Annotated in this window: 19 protein-coding genes; 8 read left to right on the forward strand and 11 right to left on the reverse strand. The window is 67.7% G+C overall.

The genetic code is table 11. The features are described 5' to 3' along the window. Window positions 1–38: 38 nt before the first annotated feature. The 3 genes from EV645_RS32840 (at window position 39) to EV645_RS32850 (ending at window position 1,746) form a co-directional block, all read left to right on the forward strand. On the forward strand, window positions 39–590 hold the full coding sequence (locus EV645_RS32840) for a TetR/AcrR family transcriptional regulator (RefSeq protein ID WP_198682029.1): 552 nt from the start codon (window positions 39–41) through the stop codon (window positions 588–590). Between the two features lie 3 nt (window positions 591–593). Continuing rightward, a complete protein-coding gene (locus EV645_RS32845) occupies window positions 594–1,220 on the forward strand; it encodes a DUF2461 family protein (RefSeq protein WP_242000805.1) in 627 nt (208 codons plus the stop codon). An 88-nt stretch (window positions 1,221–1,308) separates the two neighbouring features. Continuing rightward, a complete protein-coding gene (locus EV645_RS32850; RefSeq protein ID WP_130448442.1) occupies window positions 1,309–1,746 on the forward strand; it encodes a ribonuclease H family protein in 438 nt (145 codons plus the stop codon). On the opposite strand, the gene EV645_RS32855 is transcribed toward EV645_RS32850, so the two are convergent. From EV645_RS32855 to EV645_RS32870, 4 genes are all read right to left on the reverse strand, one after another. Further along, window positions 1,731–5,084: a beta-N-acetylglucosaminidase domain-containing protein gene (locus EV645_RS32855; protein ID WP_130447971.1), complete on the reverse strand. Its 3,354-nt coding sequence runs from the start codon at window positions 5,082–5,084 to the stop codon at window positions 1,731–1,733. The two genes, EV645_RS32850 and EV645_RS32855, sit on opposite strands and share 16 nt — an antisense overlap. 89 nt (window positions 5,085–5,173) lie before the next feature. Further along, on the reverse strand, window positions 5,174–6,442 hold the full coding sequence (locus EV645_RS32860) for a nitric oxide synthase oxygenase (RefSeq protein ID WP_242000807.1): 1,269 nt from the start codon (window positions 6,440–6,442) through the stop codon (window positions 5,174–5,176). Continuing rightward, the gene (locus EV645_RS32865; protein WP_130447972.1) at window positions 6,439–6,960 is read right to left on the reverse strand and encodes a DivIVA domain-containing protein; all 522 of its coding nucleotides are present in this window, start codon (window positions 6,958–6,960) and stop codon (window positions 6,439–6,441) included. Before EV645_RS32865 ends, EV645_RS32860 begins: the two co-directional genes overlap by 4 nt. Continuing rightward, window positions 6,908–8,212: a globin domain-containing protein gene (locus tag EV645_RS32870; RefSeq protein WP_130447973.1), complete on the reverse strand. Its 1,305-nt coding sequence runs from the start codon at window positions 8,210–8,212 to the stop codon at window positions 6,908–6,910. The genes EV645_RS32865 and EV645_RS32870 overlap by 53 nt, the downstream gene beginning before the upstream one ends. Before the next feature lie 365 nt (window positions 8,213–8,577). Between EV645_RS32870 and EV645_RS32875 the strand changes: the two genes are divergently transcribed. Continuing rightward, on the forward strand, window positions 8,578–9,072 hold the full coding sequence (locus EV645_RS32875) for an RNHCP domain-containing protein (RefSeq protein ID WP_242000808.1): 495 nt from the start codon (window positions 8,578–8,580) through the stop codon (window positions 9,070–9,072). 69 nt (window positions 9,073–9,141) lie between these two features. On the opposite strand, the gene EV645_RS32880 is transcribed toward EV645_RS32875, so the two are convergent. Next, the gene (locus tag EV645_RS32880) at window positions 9,142–9,711 is read right to left on the reverse strand and encodes a TetR/AcrR family transcriptional regulator (RefSeq protein ID WP_157997218.1); all 570 of its coding nucleotides are present in this window, start codon (window positions 9,709–9,711) and stop codon (window positions 9,142–9,144) included. Window positions 9,712–9,770: 59 nt separating this feature from the next. Here EV645_RS32880 and EV645_RS32885 point away from each other — a divergent pair, with 59 nt between their 5' ends. Next, window positions 9,771–10,574 (forward strand): deoxyribonuclease IV, encoded by an 804-nt coding sequence (locus EV645_RS32885; protein ID WP_157997219.1) that lies wholly within the window; start codon window positions 9,771–9,773, stop codon window positions 10,572–10,574. 3 nt (window positions 10,575–10,577) lie between these two features. Further along, a complete protein-coding gene (locus EV645_RS32890; RefSeq protein ID WP_130447977.1) occupies window positions 10,578–11,357 on the forward strand; it encodes a nuclear transport factor 2 family protein in 780 nt (259 codons plus the stop codon). Here the strand turns inward: EV645_RS32890 and EV645_RS32895 are convergent. After that, window positions 11,347–11,925: a redoxin domain-containing protein gene (locus EV645_RS32895; RefSeq protein WP_130447978.1), complete on the reverse strand. Its 579-nt coding sequence runs from the start codon at window positions 11,923–11,925 to the stop codon at window positions 11,347–11,349. The two genes, EV645_RS32890 and EV645_RS32895, sit on opposite strands and share 11 nt — an antisense overlap. Before the next feature lie 118 nt (window positions 11,926–12,043). Next, complete coding sequence (locus EV645_RS32900) at window positions 12,044–13,135, reverse strand: sensor histidine kinase (RefSeq protein ID WP_130447979.1); 1,092 nt, start codon at window positions 13,133–13,135, stop codon at window positions 12,044–12,046. A 195-nt stretch (window positions 13,136–13,330) separates the two neighbouring features. Here EV645_RS32900 and EV645_RS32905 point away from each other — a divergent pair, with 195 nt between their 5' ends. Beyond that, window positions 13,331–13,813 carry a VanZ family protein gene (locus tag EV645_RS32905; RefSeq protein ID WP_242000809.1) on the forward strand — a complete coding sequence of 161 codons (483 nt, stop codon included), beginning with the start codon at window positions 13,331–13,333 and terminating at the stop codon, window positions 13,811–13,813. On the opposite strand, the gene EV645_RS32910 is transcribed toward EV645_RS32905, so the two are convergent. The 3 genes from EV645_RS32910 to EV645_RS32920 are packed head-to-tail and all read right to left on the reverse strand — an operon-like array spanning window position 13,770 to window position 16,185. Then, window positions 13,770–14,780, reverse strand: coding sequence for a Gfo/Idh/MocA family protein (locus EV645_RS32910; protein ID WP_130447981.1), 1,011 nt, complete (start codon window positions 14,778–14,780; stop codon window positions 13,770–13,772). The genes EV645_RS32905 and EV645_RS32910 overlap by 44 nt on opposite strands. Further along, window positions 14,780–15,538, reverse strand: a complete 759-nt coding sequence (locus EV645_RS32915; protein WP_242000810.1) for an SDR family NAD(P)-dependent oxidoreductase — start codon at window positions 15,536–15,538, stop codon at window positions 14,780–14,782. The genes EV645_RS32910 and EV645_RS32915 overlap by 1 nt, the downstream gene beginning before the upstream one ends. Window positions 15,539–15,543: 5 nt before the next feature. Then, entirely contained in the window at window positions 15,544–16,185 is a 642-nt protein-coding gene (locus tag EV645_RS32920) for a TetR/AcrR family transcriptional regulator (protein ID WP_130447983.1), read from the reverse strand. 64 nt (window positions 16,186–16,249) lie between these two features. On the opposite strand from EV645_RS32920, the gene EV645_RS32925 reads away from it, so the two are divergent. Continuing rightward, a complete protein-coding gene (locus tag EV645_RS32925) occupies window positions 16,250–17,641 on the forward strand; it encodes an FAD-dependent monooxygenase (RefSeq protein ID WP_130447984.1) in 1,392 nt (463 codons plus the stop codon). Here the strand turns inward: EV645_RS32925 and EV645_RS42960 are convergent. Beyond that, window positions 17,628–18,365, reverse strand: coding sequence for a VOC family protein (locus EV645_RS42960; RefSeq protein WP_130447985.1), 738 nt, complete (start codon window positions 18,363–18,365; stop codon window positions 17,628–17,630). The two genes, EV645_RS32925 and EV645_RS42960, sit on opposite strands and share 14 nt — an antisense overlap. Between the last annotated feature and the right edge of the window lie 61 nt (window positions 18,366–18,426).

The following is an 18,426-nucleotide window of genomic DNA, read 5'->3' on the forward strand; positions in this document are numbered from 1 at the left end:
GACCGGTCGGTCAGTGTGTTTTCGCATAAGCTTCCCCGGTGACCGAAGACGTGCGCGTGCCGGGAGCTCCGCAGACCCGCGAGGCGCTGCTGGATGCCGGCGCCTCGCTCGCGGAGCGGCACGGCCTGAGCGGCATCAGCGTGAACATGGTGGTGGCGAGCGCGGGAGTCGCAAAGGGCACGTTCTACGTGCATTTCAAGGACCGGTCGGCCTTCATCGACGCCATGCACGCCCGCTTCCACACCAACGTCGAAGTCGCGATGGCCGAGGCGCTGGGCGATTTGCCCAGGGGCGCCGAGCGACTCTTCCGAGCCTTCGAGGTCTACCTCGACATCTCACTCCAGAATCGCGGAGCCAAGGCCCTGTCCCTCGAGGTGCGCTCCAGCCCCGAGCAAGACGCGATGACTGTACGGCGTGAGCGCCTCGTCGAAGGCGGTCTCGCCGATCTCGAAGCCATGGGCTGGGAGGACATCGAAGCTGCGGCTCAGCTCCTCGCAGCGATGACGCGGGAGATCTCGGCCCTGGAGTTCGACGCCGGCCACCCCCTGCCGGCCTCACGCCGAGCCCTCAAACGCATGCTCGGCCTGTAGCTCGTGACTGCGGGTTTCGACGGGTGGCCGAGGTCGGCGTTCGACGTGTTGTTGCAGCTCGAGGGGGAGCCTTCGGCTGAGGTCCGGCGGGCGTGCAGGCGGGAGCGGGAAGAGCTGGTTCGGCGGCCGATGATCGGGTTGCTGAACGCGGTGGCGGACGCGGATCCGGAGTACGAGGATTTTGCGGTCTGGGGGTACGGCGACGTACTGCTGGATGCGTGGCAGCGGCAGCGCGCCATCGTCCGACTGGCTCGGAACCTCGAGCTTGGGGTCCGGTTCGATCTCGACGGTCTGGAGGTCGGCCTGGCGTGGTGGTACGCCCCGTCGACCCAAATAGAGCGCTACCGCGCCGCGACAGCGGATCCCGGCTCGGGACCGCAACTGGTCGCCATCCTCCGGAACCTCGAGCGACACGGCTTCGCGATCACCGGCGACCAACTGAAGCGCCCGCTCCGCGGCCATCCCACCGACCACCCCCGAGCCGACCTGCTGCGCCACCGATCGCTCATCGCCAGCCGCCCCCTAGGCTGCGAAGACTGGCTCCACACCCCGGCCGCAGCGAACCAAGTCCTCACCACCTTCCACCAACTCCGCCCACTCGCCCGCTGGCTCGTCAAGCATGTGTCCTAGCGTGCCTGGTCGTGCCGCCAGGGTGCGGACGCAGCGGTAGGGTGCTCGGATGTCTGTTACTCGTGTGCGGCGGGCTCGGCCGGCTGATATGGCGGTGCCTGTGGGGGCTCGGTCTGTGTTTACGGATGGGGCTTGTTCGGGGAATCCGGGGCCGGGTGGGTGGGCCTGGGCGTTGTCGAAGACGGAGTACGCCGCTGGGTCCGAGGCGGTGTCGACGAATCAGCGGATGGAGATCCGGGCGGCGTTGGAGGCTGTGCGGGACAACCCAGGGCCGCTGCTGGTGGTGTCTGATTCGACGTACGTCGTGAACTGTTTCCGCGACCGCTGGCACCAAGGGTGGCTCGAGCGTGGGTGGCTGACGTCCGCCAAGAAGCCGGTCGCCAACCGAGACCTGTGGGAACCGCTGGTGGAGCTGGTGACGGAGCGCGGCGACGTGGCCTTCCGTTGGGTGAAAGGCCACTCCGGCGACGAGATGAACGACTTCGTCGACCAGTTGGCGGTCGCTGCGTCTCAGACGGCGGGATAGACCTCCGCTTCATAGAGCGAATAGCCGTACTGCGTCGCTCGGTGGACACCTTGCAGACGGACATAGCGAGCGGTCGTGTCCAGCCAGAGGGTGTCGGTACCGCCGTCCCCGTCGGTGACCTCGGTCGCCGTGGTCCAGGTGGTGGCGTCGTCGGAAACCTCGATCTTGTACGCCGACCCGTACGCCGCCTCCCAGCGCAGCACGACCTTGCCGAGGTGTGTCGACGCGCCCAGATCGACCTGGAGCCAGGACGCGTCGTCGTACGCCGATGCCCAGCGCGTGGTGGTGTCGCCGTCGACCGCCAGATCCGCGCCGAAGCTCGTCCCAGGTTCGATGCCCGAGGCAACGACTGGCCGATGCAGGGCGATGTTCGTGTCCGAGGTGCGAGGCCGTACGGCGACCCGCAGTACGGCGGAAGCCGTACCGAAGGTCACCGGGATATCCACATCGGCCGGCGAAGCACCAGCGGGCGGCGTCAGCTCGACCGTCACCGATGAAGTCAGGCCGCGCCGCACCGTGAGCCGGTCCGGCGCCTCAACAACCCAGCCGGAAGGCACCGCAATGTGGAGGCGGCCCGAGACATCCGCGCGCGAGCCGGCCGAGACGTCGACCACAACACTCGACTCCGCACCCCGGACCACATCGATCCGATCGGAACCGGTGCCCAGGGCAACCGGTGGCGTGTCGCTCCAGAGCGGTATGAGCTCCGCAACAGCCGGAGTCCCACCCTTCCACGCCAACCGCACAGCCGACGCCATCACATCACCGACAGGAACCTCGGCGTACGCCGAAGAAACCCGGCCGACCCGCTTCCACGCGCCACCAACCTGGACCTCGACATCGGCAATGCCCACAGACGTTTGCAGAACCGTCAGCCGAGCCAGCGACCGTGGCGCCGACAGAGTCGCAACCAACGCATCTCCAGCGACCGGGGCGCTACCAGGCACGTAGGCGCTCGAAACATCACCATCCACTGCCCGCTGGTACGACGACCCCGCGGCAGGCGCCGGCGTACCGCTGGCAGTCAACGTCGTCACGTTCCCGCCGACAGTCGACACCGTGAACTCCCGCACCACCAGCCAGAAGTCGCTCGCCGTCAACGACCGGTACCGGACGTAGCGCGCGACAGTTCCCGCCGGCGCGGTGAACCGCACCTCGGCACTCGTCGCGCGCGTGAGCTCGGTCCACCGCGTGCCGTCGACGGAGTACTCCAACGCACCTGAGTGGATGTAGTCATCCGGGCTCCCCGACTTGCCCATCAGTACCGCGATGTCACCGATCTGGACCGCTGATCCGAGATCGACCCGCACCTCCGAACCCGGCCCCGGCGCCCCGTTGCTCCAGAAGAACGTGCTCTCATCGCCGTCGACCATCCGAGCCGGCACGTTGTCCTGATACGTGCCCAGGTTGGTCGTCGCCGACTTGCCGGGCGTCACGCCGAGCCAGCGGTCGTGCACCCGGCCGACCTCCGCGATGAGCTCGTCGACAACGCGTTCACCGATCCGCGGATAGGTCCCGTCGTGTGGCGCCCGGCTGTCCCGGATGGCCTTCGCCGAAATGACGAGAGCGCTCATCTGCTGACGCGCGGTCCAGGCCGCCGCACCGTTGCCCGCCTCGAGCGCGGCCAACAGGTCGAGGCCGCGGCTCATCGCCTGTCCCCAGAGTTCCGTTGCCTTGAGCCACGACTCCGCCTGCCCAACGAACGCCGGATCGACGACACCCGACCGGATCGTCCCCGGCGCCGCGACGATCGCGTTCACTCGCGGGCACAGCGCCGCGATTGCCTGGGTGCGTTGTCCGGCCTGCCACCGCCGCCAGAACGAGTCGACCGCCGCGCCGAAGACCGGTGCGCTCTCCGGATGCAGCGTCCCGTCGTACGTGTTGAGATCGGCGAACACCCGCAAGGCATCCGCCGTACGTCGATCGCCGCCGGCCCGCTCCGCGATCGCGCGCAGCCAGATGGACGTCGCGTCGTACCGCGCAGGGTTCCAGCCGAACTCGGCGAACGAGTACAGCGCGACCTTGCTCACCGCTGCCTGGTTCATCGGGTTAGAGATCACGCCGACGACGTCGTCGGCGATCCCCGCCCCGCGGCCGGTGTACGGCGCGAGCAGCAGCCGGCCGGCGGCGTAGTCGTTGACCGGGTAGTTGTCCCAGATCAGGATGTCGTGCCCGAACACGGCCTTCGCCTGAGCCGCCTGCACCGCGGTGATCGTCTGCGGGACGACTCCGACGCCGGTCCAATGCACGACAACAGCCGAGTCGAGCTGCTCCCGCAGTACCTTCTTGTACGGCGTTTCGCTGACGTTGTAGTACTCCGTCGGCACCATCTGGAGCGGCGCCACGTCGGGCTTGGACTCGACCCATTCGCGCTGTATCCGGTTGAGCAGATCGCTCTGCGCTCGCGCGGCCGCCTCGCCGCCGGTCCCGTACTTCGCGCGGTCCGCGTCGCAGTGCCAGGTGTTGTAGTCGATGTCGTCGAGCGGCACGTTGAACGACCGCGCACCGAGCGCGTATAGGGACTCGAACTTCGCTGTCAGTGCCTGGAAATCGGCGTCGGAGGTGTAGCAGATCGACAGACCGGGGGAGAGCGCGAAGGTGAAGTCGACCTTGTTCTGCCGCGCGCGGGTCACGAGCTCACCGAGTTGTGCGAGCTTGTCCGCCGGATACGGATCGCGCCATTGCTCGCGGTGGTACGGGTCGTCCTTCGGTGCGTACTCGTAGGTGTTCATCCGATGCGCGCCGAGATAGTCGAGGTGGTCCAGCCGGTCGGCCTGCGACCACGGCGTGCCGTAGAAGCCCTCGATCGAGCCGCGGTACCGCATGGTCGGCCAGTCCCGGACGGCGACGCCAGGCATCCAGTGCCGTGCCTGCCCCACCAGCTGTGCGAGCGACTCCGCGGCGTAGAACGTGCCGTCGGAGTCGACTCCGTCGATGACGATCTGGGCGCGGTCGTGCCGATCGCGGCCGGCGGCGAGCACGTATCCCTCGGCGGGCAGTCCGGTGCTGTCCTGGACCTGGAGCGCGGACAGTACGGACGACGTACGACCGAGCCAGATGGTCGTCGGTGTGCCGGGATCACTGCCGTCCGTCGTACGCACGGTCTTCACACCAGCACTGGCCAGCGCCGCGCGTACGACGCGTTCGGCGTCCGCGTCCGACCGCGACGTACGGACCAACCCGACCACCGGAGTGATCGGGAACCCGTCGCTGCGCGCAACGACCTGCTGTGGTGCAGGACTGATCGTCGGAGCAGCCGGCGGTACGGCGGTCGCGGTCGGCGCGGCCAAGGCCAGGGGAGAGGTCAAGGCAAGCAGGGCGGACAGGAGAAGGCGCATCGAGTCTCCTCAGGCAGGGCGGTTCCAGCTAGTTAGCCACTGCGCAGAACTGCTCGTCAAGACGTCACCCTGGTCAATTCCGGGCACGTCTAGAAGCCACTCCGGTGAAAGGCCGGCGGTGTGCCGTGGAGCGAGCGGTGGGTGGCGGCGGGGTCGGTGAAGAAGTTGGGGAGTTGGAGGTCGGGGGAGTAGTAGCGGTGGAAGACCGGGGTCTGGGAGCTGGACATCGGCGGGACGATCCAGGTCCAGTCAGCGGGGCACTGGCGGCCGGCGCGTTCCTCGCGTTCCACGTGGATGAGGAACCTGCGGGACTCGGTGTGGTGGTCGGTGATCGTGACGCCGTTCAGGTTGAACGAGTGCAGTACGGCGCGGTTGATCTCGACCAGCGCGCGGTCGCGCCATAACGAAGTCTCGTCGGTCGTGTCCAGGCCCATGCGTTCGGCGACCTCGGGGACCATCGCGTAGCGATCGGTGTCGCCGAAGTTGCGGGCGCCGATCTCGGTGCCCATGTACCAGCCGTTGAAGGGCGCTGCCGGGTACGAGATGCCGCCGATGACGAGCCGGTTGTTGCTGATCACCGGTACGGCGTGCCAGCGCAGGCCGAGGTCGGCGAACCACGGCAGTTCTGGATGTGCCAGCGGGACTTCGTGGACGGCTTCGACGGGCAGCTCGAACATCCGCGGCCCCTCCTCGACGGTCTCCACGACGAGCGGGAGTACGTCGTACGCGCCAGTCCGGTCGGGCTGCCGCCAGCCGCGCCGGATGAGTTCGGTGGTGAAGGCGCGGTAGCGAGGGTCGCCGAGAACGCGTCCGTCCGGCTGCTCGTACCCGGCGTACCGGATGAGCTGCTCGTTCCAGATCCTGGGCGCCGGCCGGGACGGCGTCTCGGGAGCGAACACGCTGATCATCGGGCGGATCTTCCCGCCGTTGTGGGCCTCGCGCAGATGGTCGAAGCAGTGCCCGGCGACGCCGCGAGCGTCGGAGACCGTCCTCAGGTCGCGGACCTGCAGACTGCGCCAGTACAGCCGGCCGATGCAGCGGGCGTTGTTGCGCCAGGCGACCCGGGCGCCGAATGCCAGCTCGTCGGGGGTGTGCCAGTAGGTCCCGGTGAGGTCGATCTCGCGCATCACCGCGGCGAGCCGTGGCCCCATCCAGCCGGCCTTCGGGTTCTCGGCGTGAAAGAGCTCGAGGAACTCTTTGGCTGCCGCCCGAACCATCTCGGTATCGCTGCTCCCGGGGCTCGGCCCCGGATCGGGTTTGCTGATCGAGTGGCTGATCCGCGCCCGGATCCGCCCCGGACCGGGCGACGCCCGCCGGCCGGTCCGCGGAGCCTTCCCCCACGATCTCTCGGGGTTCATGGGGTGCCTGGACGGCGGGTCTGCCAGTCGCCCGAGTTGTCGAAGAAGGGATCGCGCTGGACGACCGGCTCACCGGGCACAGGTTTGCTCCCGAGCTGGTCGACCTCGGTCGCGAACGAGTCCACGATCGACTGCATATGCGCCTGCGCCGTCTTGGCGTACGAACGAACCTGCTCGCCGGCCGTGTCCATCGCATCGGCGACGATCCGGCGTTCGTGCGCGCGTGCCTGCCCGATGCGCTCCCGGGCGTCCCGGCTGACGTCCTGGACCATCTCCTCGACCACGAGCTGCGCCTGGCTGAACATCTGGACGACCTGTTCGTTGACGCGCTCGCCGGCCTGCTCGTACTGGTCCAGCTCGGCCTGGACGCGCTGCAGCTCCGCCTGTCCGCGCTGGAGCTCGATCTGGAGACGTTCGTTCCGGGTCCGGGTCTCGCCGAGCTCCCGTTCCGTTTGCTGGACCTGGTCAGCCAGCTGACCGAGGTATCCGTAGACCGTGTCGGCGTCGAGACCCCGCATCCTGCGTCGGAACGTCTCCTCCCGGATCGAGCGGGGCGTCTGATAACGCGGCGAGCCTTGGCGGTGGCTGTTGGGCGTCACGTGGTGTCTCCTGACCTGATAGTGCCGACGCCGCGGTGTGCTCACCCGCGGCTGCGTAGTAGAAGTGCTCGTACTTGATGTGTTCGGGCTGCATGCCCGCGGCGGCCAGCTGCTCCAGCGTGTGCGCGACCATCTGCGGGCCGCCGCACACCATCGCCGTCCGGCCGTACAGGATCTGCCGGGCCGCGACCGTGCCGACCTTCCCGCGGGTGCCGGGATAGGAGGGGTCGTCGGACACGACCTCGGTGTAGTCGAACCAGGACCGGTCCTGGGCCAGCGCTTTGAGCCGCGGCCGGTCGTACAGGTGCCAGGGCAGCCGTACGCCGTGCAGCAGGTGGACCAGCGGTCCGTTGCCGGTGCGCGTCCACTCGTTGTCGACCTGCTCGAGGACGGCCAGGAGCGGAGCGAGACCGGTGCCGCCGGCGACCATCAGCAGTTCCCGCTGGTCACCTTCCCGCCGGGTCAACCGCTCGCCGATCGGGGCGCCGAGCTTCACGGTGTCTCCGGCCTTGAGTGTCCGGACCACGGCCGGGCTCACCTGACCGCCGTCGATCTGCTGCACGTGCAGATCGATCGAGCCGTCGGCGCGTGGGGCATTGGCCGGGCTGAAGTACCTCCACTGCTTCGGCCGCTGCGGTATCTCCATCGACACCGACTGACCGGGGCGGAACCGGAACACGTGCCGCGGCTGGACCTTCAGCAGGGTGAGGTCCATGGTCCGCCGTTCGACCGAGATCACCTCGGCGTCCCACCAGTCGGGGCTGGACTCCTCGGACGTTTCGGCCGCTTCGACCATGATCCGCGCAACCACCTGGTACGCCGCTGTCCAGTGCGCGGCGAGGTCCTCGTCCCACTCGGGCCCGAGGAAGTGCTTCAGGGTGGCGCAGAGCGAGGCCCCGACGGCGTTGTAGTGCTCTGCGACGACGGCGTACTTGCGATGGTCACGGCCGAGGTGCTGGAGGAAGTTGGCATCGTTCTCGAGCTGGTCGGCATGACTGACGATCCGGCCGAGTGCGCTGACGAACTTGTCCCGCTGGTTCGACATCGAGAGCGGGAACATCGCCCGCACCTCGGGATGGGACACGAAGATGTGCGAGTAGAAGTACAGGGCTACCTGATCTCCGTACGCCGACACGCGGTCCCAGCTGCTTTGTAATGCGTAGGCATCCATGGGGCTTGGCTATCCGGCTCGGAACGGCAGCTCCTCGGGCGGAACGGATATGTGCTCCCGGTCGTCGGCGTAACGCACCGACGAGTACTGCGTTGACAAGAGTGCCCTCCTACTTTCTGTCCCCGAGCCTGTCCATCCCGTGATCTTCCCGATCTACCCCCGGGTTCGCGGCTTGAAACGGCGTGTCGGACTCGAACGTCTCGAAAATCTGGACCTGGGCTTGAGGGTCAATCGCTTGATCTACAAGGCGATCCCGGAACCGCGAAGTTGCCCTTGGCAACTAATAGCGCGAGGTGTGCAGTTAATCGATTGACCGAGGCAGGCGCAGGCTGATCTGCTAGGAGGCTGGTGCGCCGGAGTGGCCGGTGCGGACCGGAAGGAGGAGAGCCGATGTCTGTTCTGTCCTGCAGCTTTGCTCTGAAAGGTTCATCGGTTTGGCTTTCGCACGTTCGTTCAGTTGTGAACACTGCGGCGTAGAGGTCTCCCTCGACGCCCCTGGAACCACCCATCGAAATCACTGCCCGAGTTGCCTGTGGTCGCGTCATCTCGACCGCAACGTGCCGGGCGATCGCAAGGCCGACTGCTCCGGCGGCATGGAGCCGATCGCGGTCACGGTCCGCGGCGAGGGTCGTTGGGTCCTCATCCACAGGTGCACCAACTGCGGGCGCCTTCGACTCAACAAGACCGCCGGCGATGACAACGTCCTGCTGCTGATGCGGCTCGCGGCGCTGCCGCTCACGATGCCGTTCATCCCGTTCGCGGCCGAGCCCGAGACCGAGGTCAACGGCCAAGGCAACGGCAATGGCAACGGCGCACATCCCGTGGCCCGCAAGCCGAGGGCGCGTAAGGCGAAGACCTGAGCTCAGGCGGGCAGCCTGCCTTTGACGAGGCCCCAGAGCGTCTGGGGCCACGCATACAGACGATGCTCATCAGATGTCGATCAGTGCGGCGTCGAGGAGGCGGGTGAGCTGCGACGGGGCCCGGCCCGCCTTGGCCAGGACATTCGTCCCGATCACCACAGCGAGGAGCGCACTCGCGGCGTCGCCGGGGTCCCGACCGGGGATCAGTTCGCCGCTGGCCTGACCGCGCTCGATCGCGGCCCGGAACGCATCCTGGACCAGGTCGAACATCTCCTTCGAGACGTCGGTGACGGCGTCGTCCGAGCTGCCCAGCTCGGCGACCGAGTTGACGATCAGACAGCCCAACTGATGCTCACCGACGCCGGCCAGATTCCGCATCGCGGTCCGCAGCTTGGGGCGGACGGGCCCCGGTCCGTCGAGAGCCTCGGCCAGGTCGGCGGCGCGATGGGCGCTGTACCGGCGCATGGCCAGCTGGAACAGGTGGTGCTTGCTCTTGAATGTGTTGTACAGGCTGCCTTTGCCGATGCCGAGCTCGTCGACCAGGTTCTGCGGGGTCGTCGCGCCGAAGCCGCGCTGCCAGAAGACCTCCACCGCCCGGTCGATGGTCTCCTCGGTGTCGAATGTCATGGGTCTCGCCACACCCACATCGTAGAGTTCTGTACTCTGAAGTCAAGAATGCGAACCCGGAGGGATCGAGAGTGCGGATCGGTTCACATGTTGCCGTCGCCGGTGGGCTGGTCAAGGTCGGGCTGGGGGAGGCCGAGGCGGTTGACGCCGAGATCATCCAGCTGTTCGCCGGCAATCCCCGCAGCTGGATACCGGCGGCCTTCGATCCGGCGGCCGACGAGGCGTTCCGTACGGCGTGTGCCGAGCGCGACCTGCCGGTCGTCGTCCACGCGCCGCACCTGATCAATCTGTGCTCGCCCTCCGACCTGGTGCTGAGCCGCTCAACGGCCGCCCTCGAACTGACGATGCAGCGGGCCGCCTCGCTGGGCGCCTCCACGGTCGTCGTGCATGCGGGCTCGCTGGTCACGAAGGGCCGCCGCGCTGAAGTACTCCGTGGCCTGCGCGATCTCGTCGTACCGATCGCCCAGCGGTGGCACGACGTACGGCTACTGATCGAGCCGACGGCCGGCGCCGGTGAGGCAGCCGCCTCGACCATCGAGAGCAGCATCGAGTACCTGGACGCGCTGGACGAACCCGAGATCGGCCTGTGCCTCGACACGTGCCACCTGCACGCGGCCGGCGAGGATCTGACCGCCGTCAAGCAAGTGGCGGACAGGGTCGGGCTGATCCATGTGAACGACAGCCGCGATCCCGCCGGTTCCCGCCGCGACCGGCACGAGTCGCTCGGTCGCGGCACGATCGGACTGGCCGCGCTGGAGACGGTGCTGTCGGGCTTGCACGGCATTCCGCTACTCGTCGAGACGCCGACGCATGCGCGTGACGTCGCCTTGCTGAAGGACATGCGTGCGGCGGCCCGCTCCGCTGTCGTACCGTGAATCATGCCGTGGTTCCCGGAGTTCTCCACCGCGATCGAGCTGGCCCGTCGTGATGCCCGGGCGCGAGAGCAGGCGGATCCAGTCGCGCAGTACCTGAAGGCGATGTACGACGATGCGCCGGGCGCGCTGGAGAAGACCTGGCCCGGAGACGTGGTCGTGCACGATCCCCGGGCCGGAGAGATTCGCGGGCATCGCGACCTGCGGACGTTCATCCACAGCAACCGCGAGTGGATGGCCGCGCACCATGCCCGGCTGAAGGTGGTCGGCTCGATCACGGTCGACGGGCGCGCGGCGGTCGAGCTGCTCGTCCACGTCCTGCACGAGGGCGACGAGGTGGCGTGGCCGGTCGCGGTGGTCGCCGAGTCGTCGGACGAGCGCTCCGTCGAGTTCCGCACGTATTGCAGCCAGTGGCCGGTCGACGGACTGCGCCACCTGCGGCCGCCCTTCCTGGAGGCTGGCGCTGTGGAGACGACAGACGTCGTGGCGCGGCACCTGGGCGCGCTGGCCGGTGGTGATGTCGAGTCCATCGTCAAGACCTTCGAGTCGGACGGATACGTGCAGGAGCCGCTGGACAACGTCCATCGCGGCGTGGACGGGCTCCGCGCGTACTACGCAGGCGCGGGCGTAACCGCCGTACGGCCGTGTGCTGTCACCGATGACGGCGTCGGCTGCGCACTGGAATACAACATCGACGGACCGCCTCAGGCAGGTCTCGCCGTCTTCGAACGCGGCACGGACGGCCTCCTCGCGGCGGTCCGCCTGTACGACGACATCACCCGTTAGGGCGCTTGTTCCACCCGTGGAAGGCGCTGTGGTCGCCGCTGTCCCATGCCTCACGTAGTCCGGGCTTGCTGAGATCCCAGTCCGGACGCACTTCGCTGCTTGCCTCCCGGAGGTCCTGCCACAGCTCGGAGATCGTGGGCCGTCCCCAGAACCAGTAACCGTTGTAGATGCTGTGCACCACCAGCCCGGGCTTGAGCACGAGCGTGTACGGGATCATCGGGTCGTTGTCGGGATCGGTGTACTCCGCGATGTCGAGATCCCGCTGGACGATCCGCCCCGGATCGGACAGGAACGGCCACTGCGCGCCGACCGACGCCCGGAACTCCTGCAGCGTGTGGTGCTCGTCGGTCGCGATCGTCACGATCTGCGTGTAGCTGACCGCGATCTTCGGGTAGAACGCCGCCAGCTCGAGATGTTGCTGGTGCTCCTTGGGGCAGTAGTGCCCGCGGGCGAGCGTGAGAATCATCGGATCCTCGCCCTGGAGGTCGCTCAGCTTCCGCGGTACGTCCTCCTGGTCGGGCAGCTCGTAGTCGGGGAACACGGCGCCGGGCACGATGTCAGCTCGCATGCTCGTCACTGTAGACCGGGTTTGTGGGGCAGCGGTTGCTGTCGAGCAACTGGTCCGGAGCCCTGCGGACCCTGGTGAGTGAGACGGACGAATGCGAGGCGGCTCGCGCGCGATTGGCTCAGGCCTGGTCGACGGGTAGTGCGACGGTGACGTGGAGCCCGCCGCCCAGGCGGGCCATCAGGGTGAGCGTGCCTCCGTGGGCCTCGGTGATGCTCTTGACGATGGCGAGGCCCAGGCCGACGCCCGGCTGATGGGTCCGGGCGCCGCGCTGGAACGGTTCGGTCAGGGTGGAGACCAGTTGCCGGCTGAGGAGCTCGCCGGTGTTCTCGACGGTCAGTACGACGGTGTTGAAGCGCGCCGCAGTGGTGACGGAGATCGTGCCGTGATCGGGCAGGTTGTGGACGATCGCGTTGTGGAGGAGGTTCGTCGCGAGTTGGAGAAGGAGCGTGTGGGAGCCGGTGGTCGGCGTGAGCTCGCCGGCGGTCTCGATCGTGATACCGCGCTTCTCCGCGAACGGGAGCAGGGTTTCGGTCGCTTCTTCCACGATCAGCGAGAGGTCGACCCGTTCTTGGGCGAAGGACCGCTGATCGGCGCGGCTGAGCAGCAGTAGGGCCTCGGTCAGGTTGATCGCCCGGGTGTTGATGGCACGCAGGCGTTCGTCGAGGTCGCCGCTGTCGCGGTCCGGGTCGTTGATGGCGACGTCGAGGAGCGTCTGCGTGATCGCGAGCGGCGTACGCAGCTCGTGAGAGGCGTTGGCCGCGAATCGCTTCTGTTCGTCGACATGAGCCTCGAGCTGCGCAAGCATCCGGTCGAAGCCGTCGGCGAGCTCACGGAACTCGTCGGTTGATCCTTCGAGCTTGATCCGGTGGGACAGCGAACCGTTCTCAGCAAGACGCGTGGCGTTGGTGATGCGAGTCAGCGGCGCGAGCATGCGGCCCGAGAGGATCCACCCGCCCAGCAAGCCGAAGATCAGCAGCAGGATGAACACCGCGGCAGCCCGTGGCGCGAACACCTCCAGCAGACGCGACCGGACCGGGAAGACACTGCTGCCGGCCGTGCCGTCGGGGACGACGAGGACCGCGCGCTCGGGGACGTACCGCAGGAGGAACAGCCAGACCGCCGCGAGGAGCAAGGTGCCCGCGAGCATGAGGAAGGCGGCGTAGCTGAGGGTGAGCTTGAGGCGGACGCTCAACCCGGGCTGCCTACGCATGACCTGCTTCCCCGGTGAGCACACACATACATCCGACGCTACCGGGCGGCGCATATCGTTCGCATATCCAAAACCGCATACGTTCCGGCAACACCAGGCCGGCTTCACTGGAGGGCCGGAGCAGACGGAGGTAAGGCGATCATCAGAGGTTGGCACGGCTGGCTCGGTACGTTCACGGGTGTCGCCGTCATAACGGTGCTCGCACTGCCGGTGGCCGCGCTGGTCATGTACCTGCTCGCACGTCGCCGACGTACGTGGCGCACAGCGGTGGCTGACGTCGGCATCGTCTACGGGACGGTGCCGTGGGTGTGGGGGACCCTGTTGCCGGGCAGCGGCGCCGGCGTCGCTCCTGCCCGCGTGAGCCTCGTACCGCTGCACGACCTGGTCACGATGCCGGCCCTTGACATCGTCGGCAATCTGCTCGTGTTCGCGGCGCTCGGGTTCCTCGCCCCGCTGCGGTTCGCCGCGTTGGCGTCGGTACCGCGGATCCTGGCGCTCGCGGGAGGCTGCTCGATCCTGATCGAGGTCTCGCAGTACGCCTTCCAGTTGGACCGGGTGTCCTCTGTGGACGACGTACTGCTCAACACCGCCGGCGCCGGACTGGCCGCCCTCGCATCACACCGCTGGTGGCAGGTCAGGGCTGAGGAGCCGGAAGCTGCACAGTCTGTCCGGAGCTGATCGACTCCTCGATCGCGCAGATGAGCTCAGTGACGAGTACGCCGTGATCGATACCCGGCCCGAGGTCGCCGCCGTCGACGAGGCCCGCCGCGAAATCCTGAACCATCCACACCGCCGGACCGACCTGCGAGCGCCCGATCCGACCCGCGACGGGCCAGGTCGACCGGTATTTGTCGCTGACCACGGTCAGGCCTTGGTGGGACAGGTCGGCGGTCACCGATCCTTCGGTGCCGACGACCTGGAACCGGAAGTCGACGATCCCGTCACCGGCATCCGGCAGCGTCCACGCCGACGACAGCGTCGCAGTCGATCCGTCCTCGAAGCTGACCAGCGCGTGGACGACATCCCACGTGTCGATACCGCGCTTGGCGAGCACACCACGAGATCCGACCGCGTTCACCGACACGGCTCGACGGCCGGTGAGGTAGAGGATGAGGTCGACGGTGTGCGGCATGAGGAACCATGCCGGCGATGACTTCGCCGCCCACGACAGCATGGTGGTCGGCACGAAGTACGAGTTGCTCAGGGTGGCTGATGCCGTGATCGGATCGCCGACCGAGTCCATCGCCGCCTTGGCCTGCACCACATGCGGATTCCACCGGTTCTCGAAGCCGACGAGGCAGCGCACACCTGAGCGGTGGACCGCCTCCGCGATGGCATGCGCGTCGTCGAGATTCGTGGCGACCGGCTTCTCGATCAGCAGATGCTTGCCTGCTTCGGCCACATCGACAGCAACCTCGCGATGGGCGAAATCCGGGGTCGCCACGATCACGGCGTCCGGGTCGAGTTTCTCGAGCAACTCCCCGTGTGACGAAACGACGGGCAGGCCGGTGGCCGCCCGCGCTTGCGACGCCACCTTCTCCGACGGCTCTGCCAGACCGACGACAGTGACGTCCGGCTGGGTATGGAGTGCCTCGGCGAACAGCCTCCCGCGGAGTCCGGCGCCGACGATGCCTATGGTGACCATCAGAACAGTGTGAAGCCGCCGTCGACCTTGACGATAGAGCCGGTCATGAAACTGGACGCCTCGCTCGCCAGGAAGATTGCCACCGGCCCCAACTCCGGCGGCAGACCGTACCGCTTCATGGCCGCCGGGTCCACGCACCACTGTTTGAACTCGGGCTGGTCGACCGGCGACATCTCGGTCAGGAAGTACCCCGGCGCCATCGCGTTCACCCGGATCCCGTGCGGCGCCCACTCGGCCGCCAGCGCCTTGGTCAGCTGATGGACGGCGGCCTTCGACGACAGGTACGACGCCTGCCAGCGCGGCTGGTTCACGATCTCCGCCGACATCGACCCGACGTTCACGATCGTGCCGCCGCCGCGCTCGGCCATCCGGCGGGCGACCGCACGACTGCAGTACCAGAGGCCGTCGACGTTGACCGAGAAGACTTCGTGCCACGCGGTATCAGGCGTCTCGAACGCGCGACCGGCAACTCCGATCCCCGCGTTGTTGAGCAGCACATCGATCTCGCCGAACTCGCTGCTCACCTGCTCGACCGCGCGTTCCACGTCCTCGACGTCGGACACCTCGAGCTGTACGCCGTACGCGCGGATGCCGAGGGCGGTGAGCTCCGCCGCGGAGGCTTCGGCTGCGGCGAGGGTCCGCGCGGTGACCGCGACCGCGGCACCGGCATCGCCGAGCGCCTCGGCCATCGCGCGTCCGAGACCCCGGCTGCCACCGGTGACGAGAGCGACCTTGCCCTCGAGGGAGAACTTCTGCATCGCGTTCATGGTGACCCTTCTGTGGTTGGCCAGAGCGGAGCCAGGCCGGAGGAGAGGAGGGCAAAGCCTTGGTTGGCGGCTTTCACTGCGGTGGGCAGAGCTTTCGGGGCGGAGGTGCCGGACGCGCAGCGGTCGAAGTTCGACATCGCCAGGGTCCAGTGGACCGAGGCGATCTGGGCGGCGGCCAGGCGGGCGGTGAGTTCGGGGGTTCCGGCGGTCTCGTGCAGGGCTGAGGCCAGTTCCCTTTCGGAGGTCTCGTTGAACTGGAGCATGCGTGCCATCAGGGCCGGCGTACCGCGGAGAAGCCGGTAGAGGTCGAGCACCTGGGGCAGATCGGTGAGGCCGGTGAACGGGTCGTGGGCGCGGAGGCGCTCGATGAAGTGCGTATGGAGTGCGACCAGCGGTGACTGGTCGGCGGGGCGAGCGCGAACCACACGGGCCGGCTCGTCTTCATGGTCGGCGAAGCGGTGGACGACGAGATCTTCCTTGGTCGGGAAGTACGCGAAGAGAGTACGCCGGGACACATCGGCGGCCTCCGCGACCTGGGTGATCGACACCTGGTCGAAGCCGTGCTCCACGAACAGCTCGATGGCCGCCGTCGAGATCGCCTCCCGGGTCCGGAGCTTCTTCCGTTCACGCAACGCCATGGCGGGATCGTAGCACCGGGTGCTAATCTGCACTTAGTCTACTTTTGCACTGAGGAGAGCTTTCATGGACGTACTGATCGCGGGTGCCGGGCCGACCGGGCTGATGCTGGCCTACGAGCTGGCGCTGGCCGGCGTCGACGTGACCATCCTCGAACGGCTGGACACCCGGATCGAACAGACGAAGGGCGGCGCGTTGCAGGCCCGCACGGCCGAGGTGCTGGACCTGCGCGGGCTGCTCGGCCCGATCCAGGCGCGCGAGCTGCCGCGTGAGGCGGTCGGCGGACACTTCGCCGGGCTGCCGGTTCCGCTCGACGCGTCGCCGTGGAACACCCGGCACCCGTACCCGATCTCGGTACCGCAGTGGATCGTCGAGGAGGAGCTCGAGCGAGCGGCGGCCGCGCGCGGAGTTCAGGTACGTCGTGGTGTCGAGGTCAGTGCGGTCTCGCAGGACTCCGACGGCGTGACGGTTACCGCTGGTGGGGAGGTTTTGCGGGCTCGGTATCTCGTGGCCTGCGACGGCGCACACAGCACGGTCCGCAAGCTGCTCGACGTACCGTTCCCCGGTCGGGCGGGGACGTTCCGCGCGGTGCTGACCGACGTACGGCTGTCGTCGGTGTCGGACGAGGTGCCGACGACCATGGGTCACTTCAGCACGATGACCACGCAAGCCGGTGAGTACTGGGGCATGCTCGTGCCGGTCGGCGACGGGAAGTATCGCTTCACGTTCGGCCGCCCCGGAGTCACCACCGCGGACGAGACGCGGGCTGCGCTCACTGCCTTGTACGGCGAGGAGACGACGCTCGCCGAGGTGCTGAACTCGTCTGAGTTCGGTGACGCGACCAGGCAGCTGGAGTCGTACCGCTACGGGCGGATCCTCTTCGCGGGAGACGCTGCGCACATCCATCCCCCGTTCGGCGGGCAGGGGCTGAACCTCGGCGTACAGGACGCGTTCAACCTGGGCTGGAAGCTGGCGGCCGCCATGCGCGGTACGGCGGACCTGCTCGACACGTACCAGGTCGAGCGGCATCCGGTGGCCGCGCGCGTACTACGTCATACCGCGGCGCAGCGCGTCTTCGCGCTTCCTGGGCCGAGCGAGGACGTCGTCGAACTGCGAGAGATCTTCACGGACCTGATGCGGCTGCCCGACACCAACCGCTACCTCGCCGGCATGATGTCCGGGCTCGATGCAGCGGACCGGATCCCAGACTTCGAGGTGGTCACCGGTGACGGGCCGGTCTGGTTGTCGACGCTCCTGCACTCCGGTCGCGGTCGGCTACTCGACTTCGGCGACCGTACCTGGCCGGACGGTTGGGCAGACCGCGTCGACGTACTGCACGTCAAGCCGGACGGAGAGCATGACGCGCTGCTGATCCGCCCGGATGGACTGCTGTGCTGGTCGGGAGGTGCGGATGTCACAACCGCGCTGACGACCTGGTTCGGTGTCAGAGCGGGGTGAGGAGGCAGAACTCGTTGCCCTCGGGATCAGCCATCACTTGCCACGCGACGTCGCCCTGGCCAATGTCGAGCTTCGTCGCACCGAGGGCCTCCAGCCGGGCAACCTCTGCCGCGTGGTCGTCGCCCGGGTACGGGCGGAGGTCGAGGTGGATGCGGTCGAGCCCGGTCTTCGGGTCGGAGGAGCGGAGGAACTCGAGGTACGGGCCGACGCCCTTCGCCGAGCGCAGCGACACGAAGTCATCGGTCTCCTCGTGCAGGGTCCAGTCCAACGCCTCGTTCCAGAACCGGGCCATGGCATGCGGATCCACACAGTCGACAACGATGGCGGCGATCGGGCCGGTGTCGCTGTAGATCGCGCGGGGCTCGAGGACGCAGAACTCGTTGCCCTCCGGGTCGGCGAGAACCGTCCACGGCATGTCACCCTGGCCGATGTCGGCGGGGGTTGCGCCGAGCTCCTGGAGGCGCGCGACCAACTCTGCCTGGTGGGTCGCGGACGTGGTGGCCAGGTCGATGTGTACGCGGTTCTTGACCGTCTTGGGCTGCGCACCCGGGATGAGATCGACGACGACGGCACTCGGGTCCGGGTACGTGACACCCTCAGGCTCGAGGTTGGTCTCTTCGGGTTTGTCGCCGGTGACTTTCCAACCGAGAGCCTCCGCCCAGAACCGCCCGAGCGCAGAGTTGTCCCGAGCCTTGATAACCGCCTGCACAAGTCGCGTCGCCATAGCGAGATCTTATGTGTCACGGCGAGTGGTACTTGAGAAGGCCGATCAACACCAGACTGGC

The organism is Kribbella rubisoli, assembly GCF_004217145.1.
Taxonomy (GTDB): Bacteria; Actinomycetota; Actinomycetes; order Propionibacteriales; family Kribbellaceae; genus Kribbella; species Kribbella rubisoli.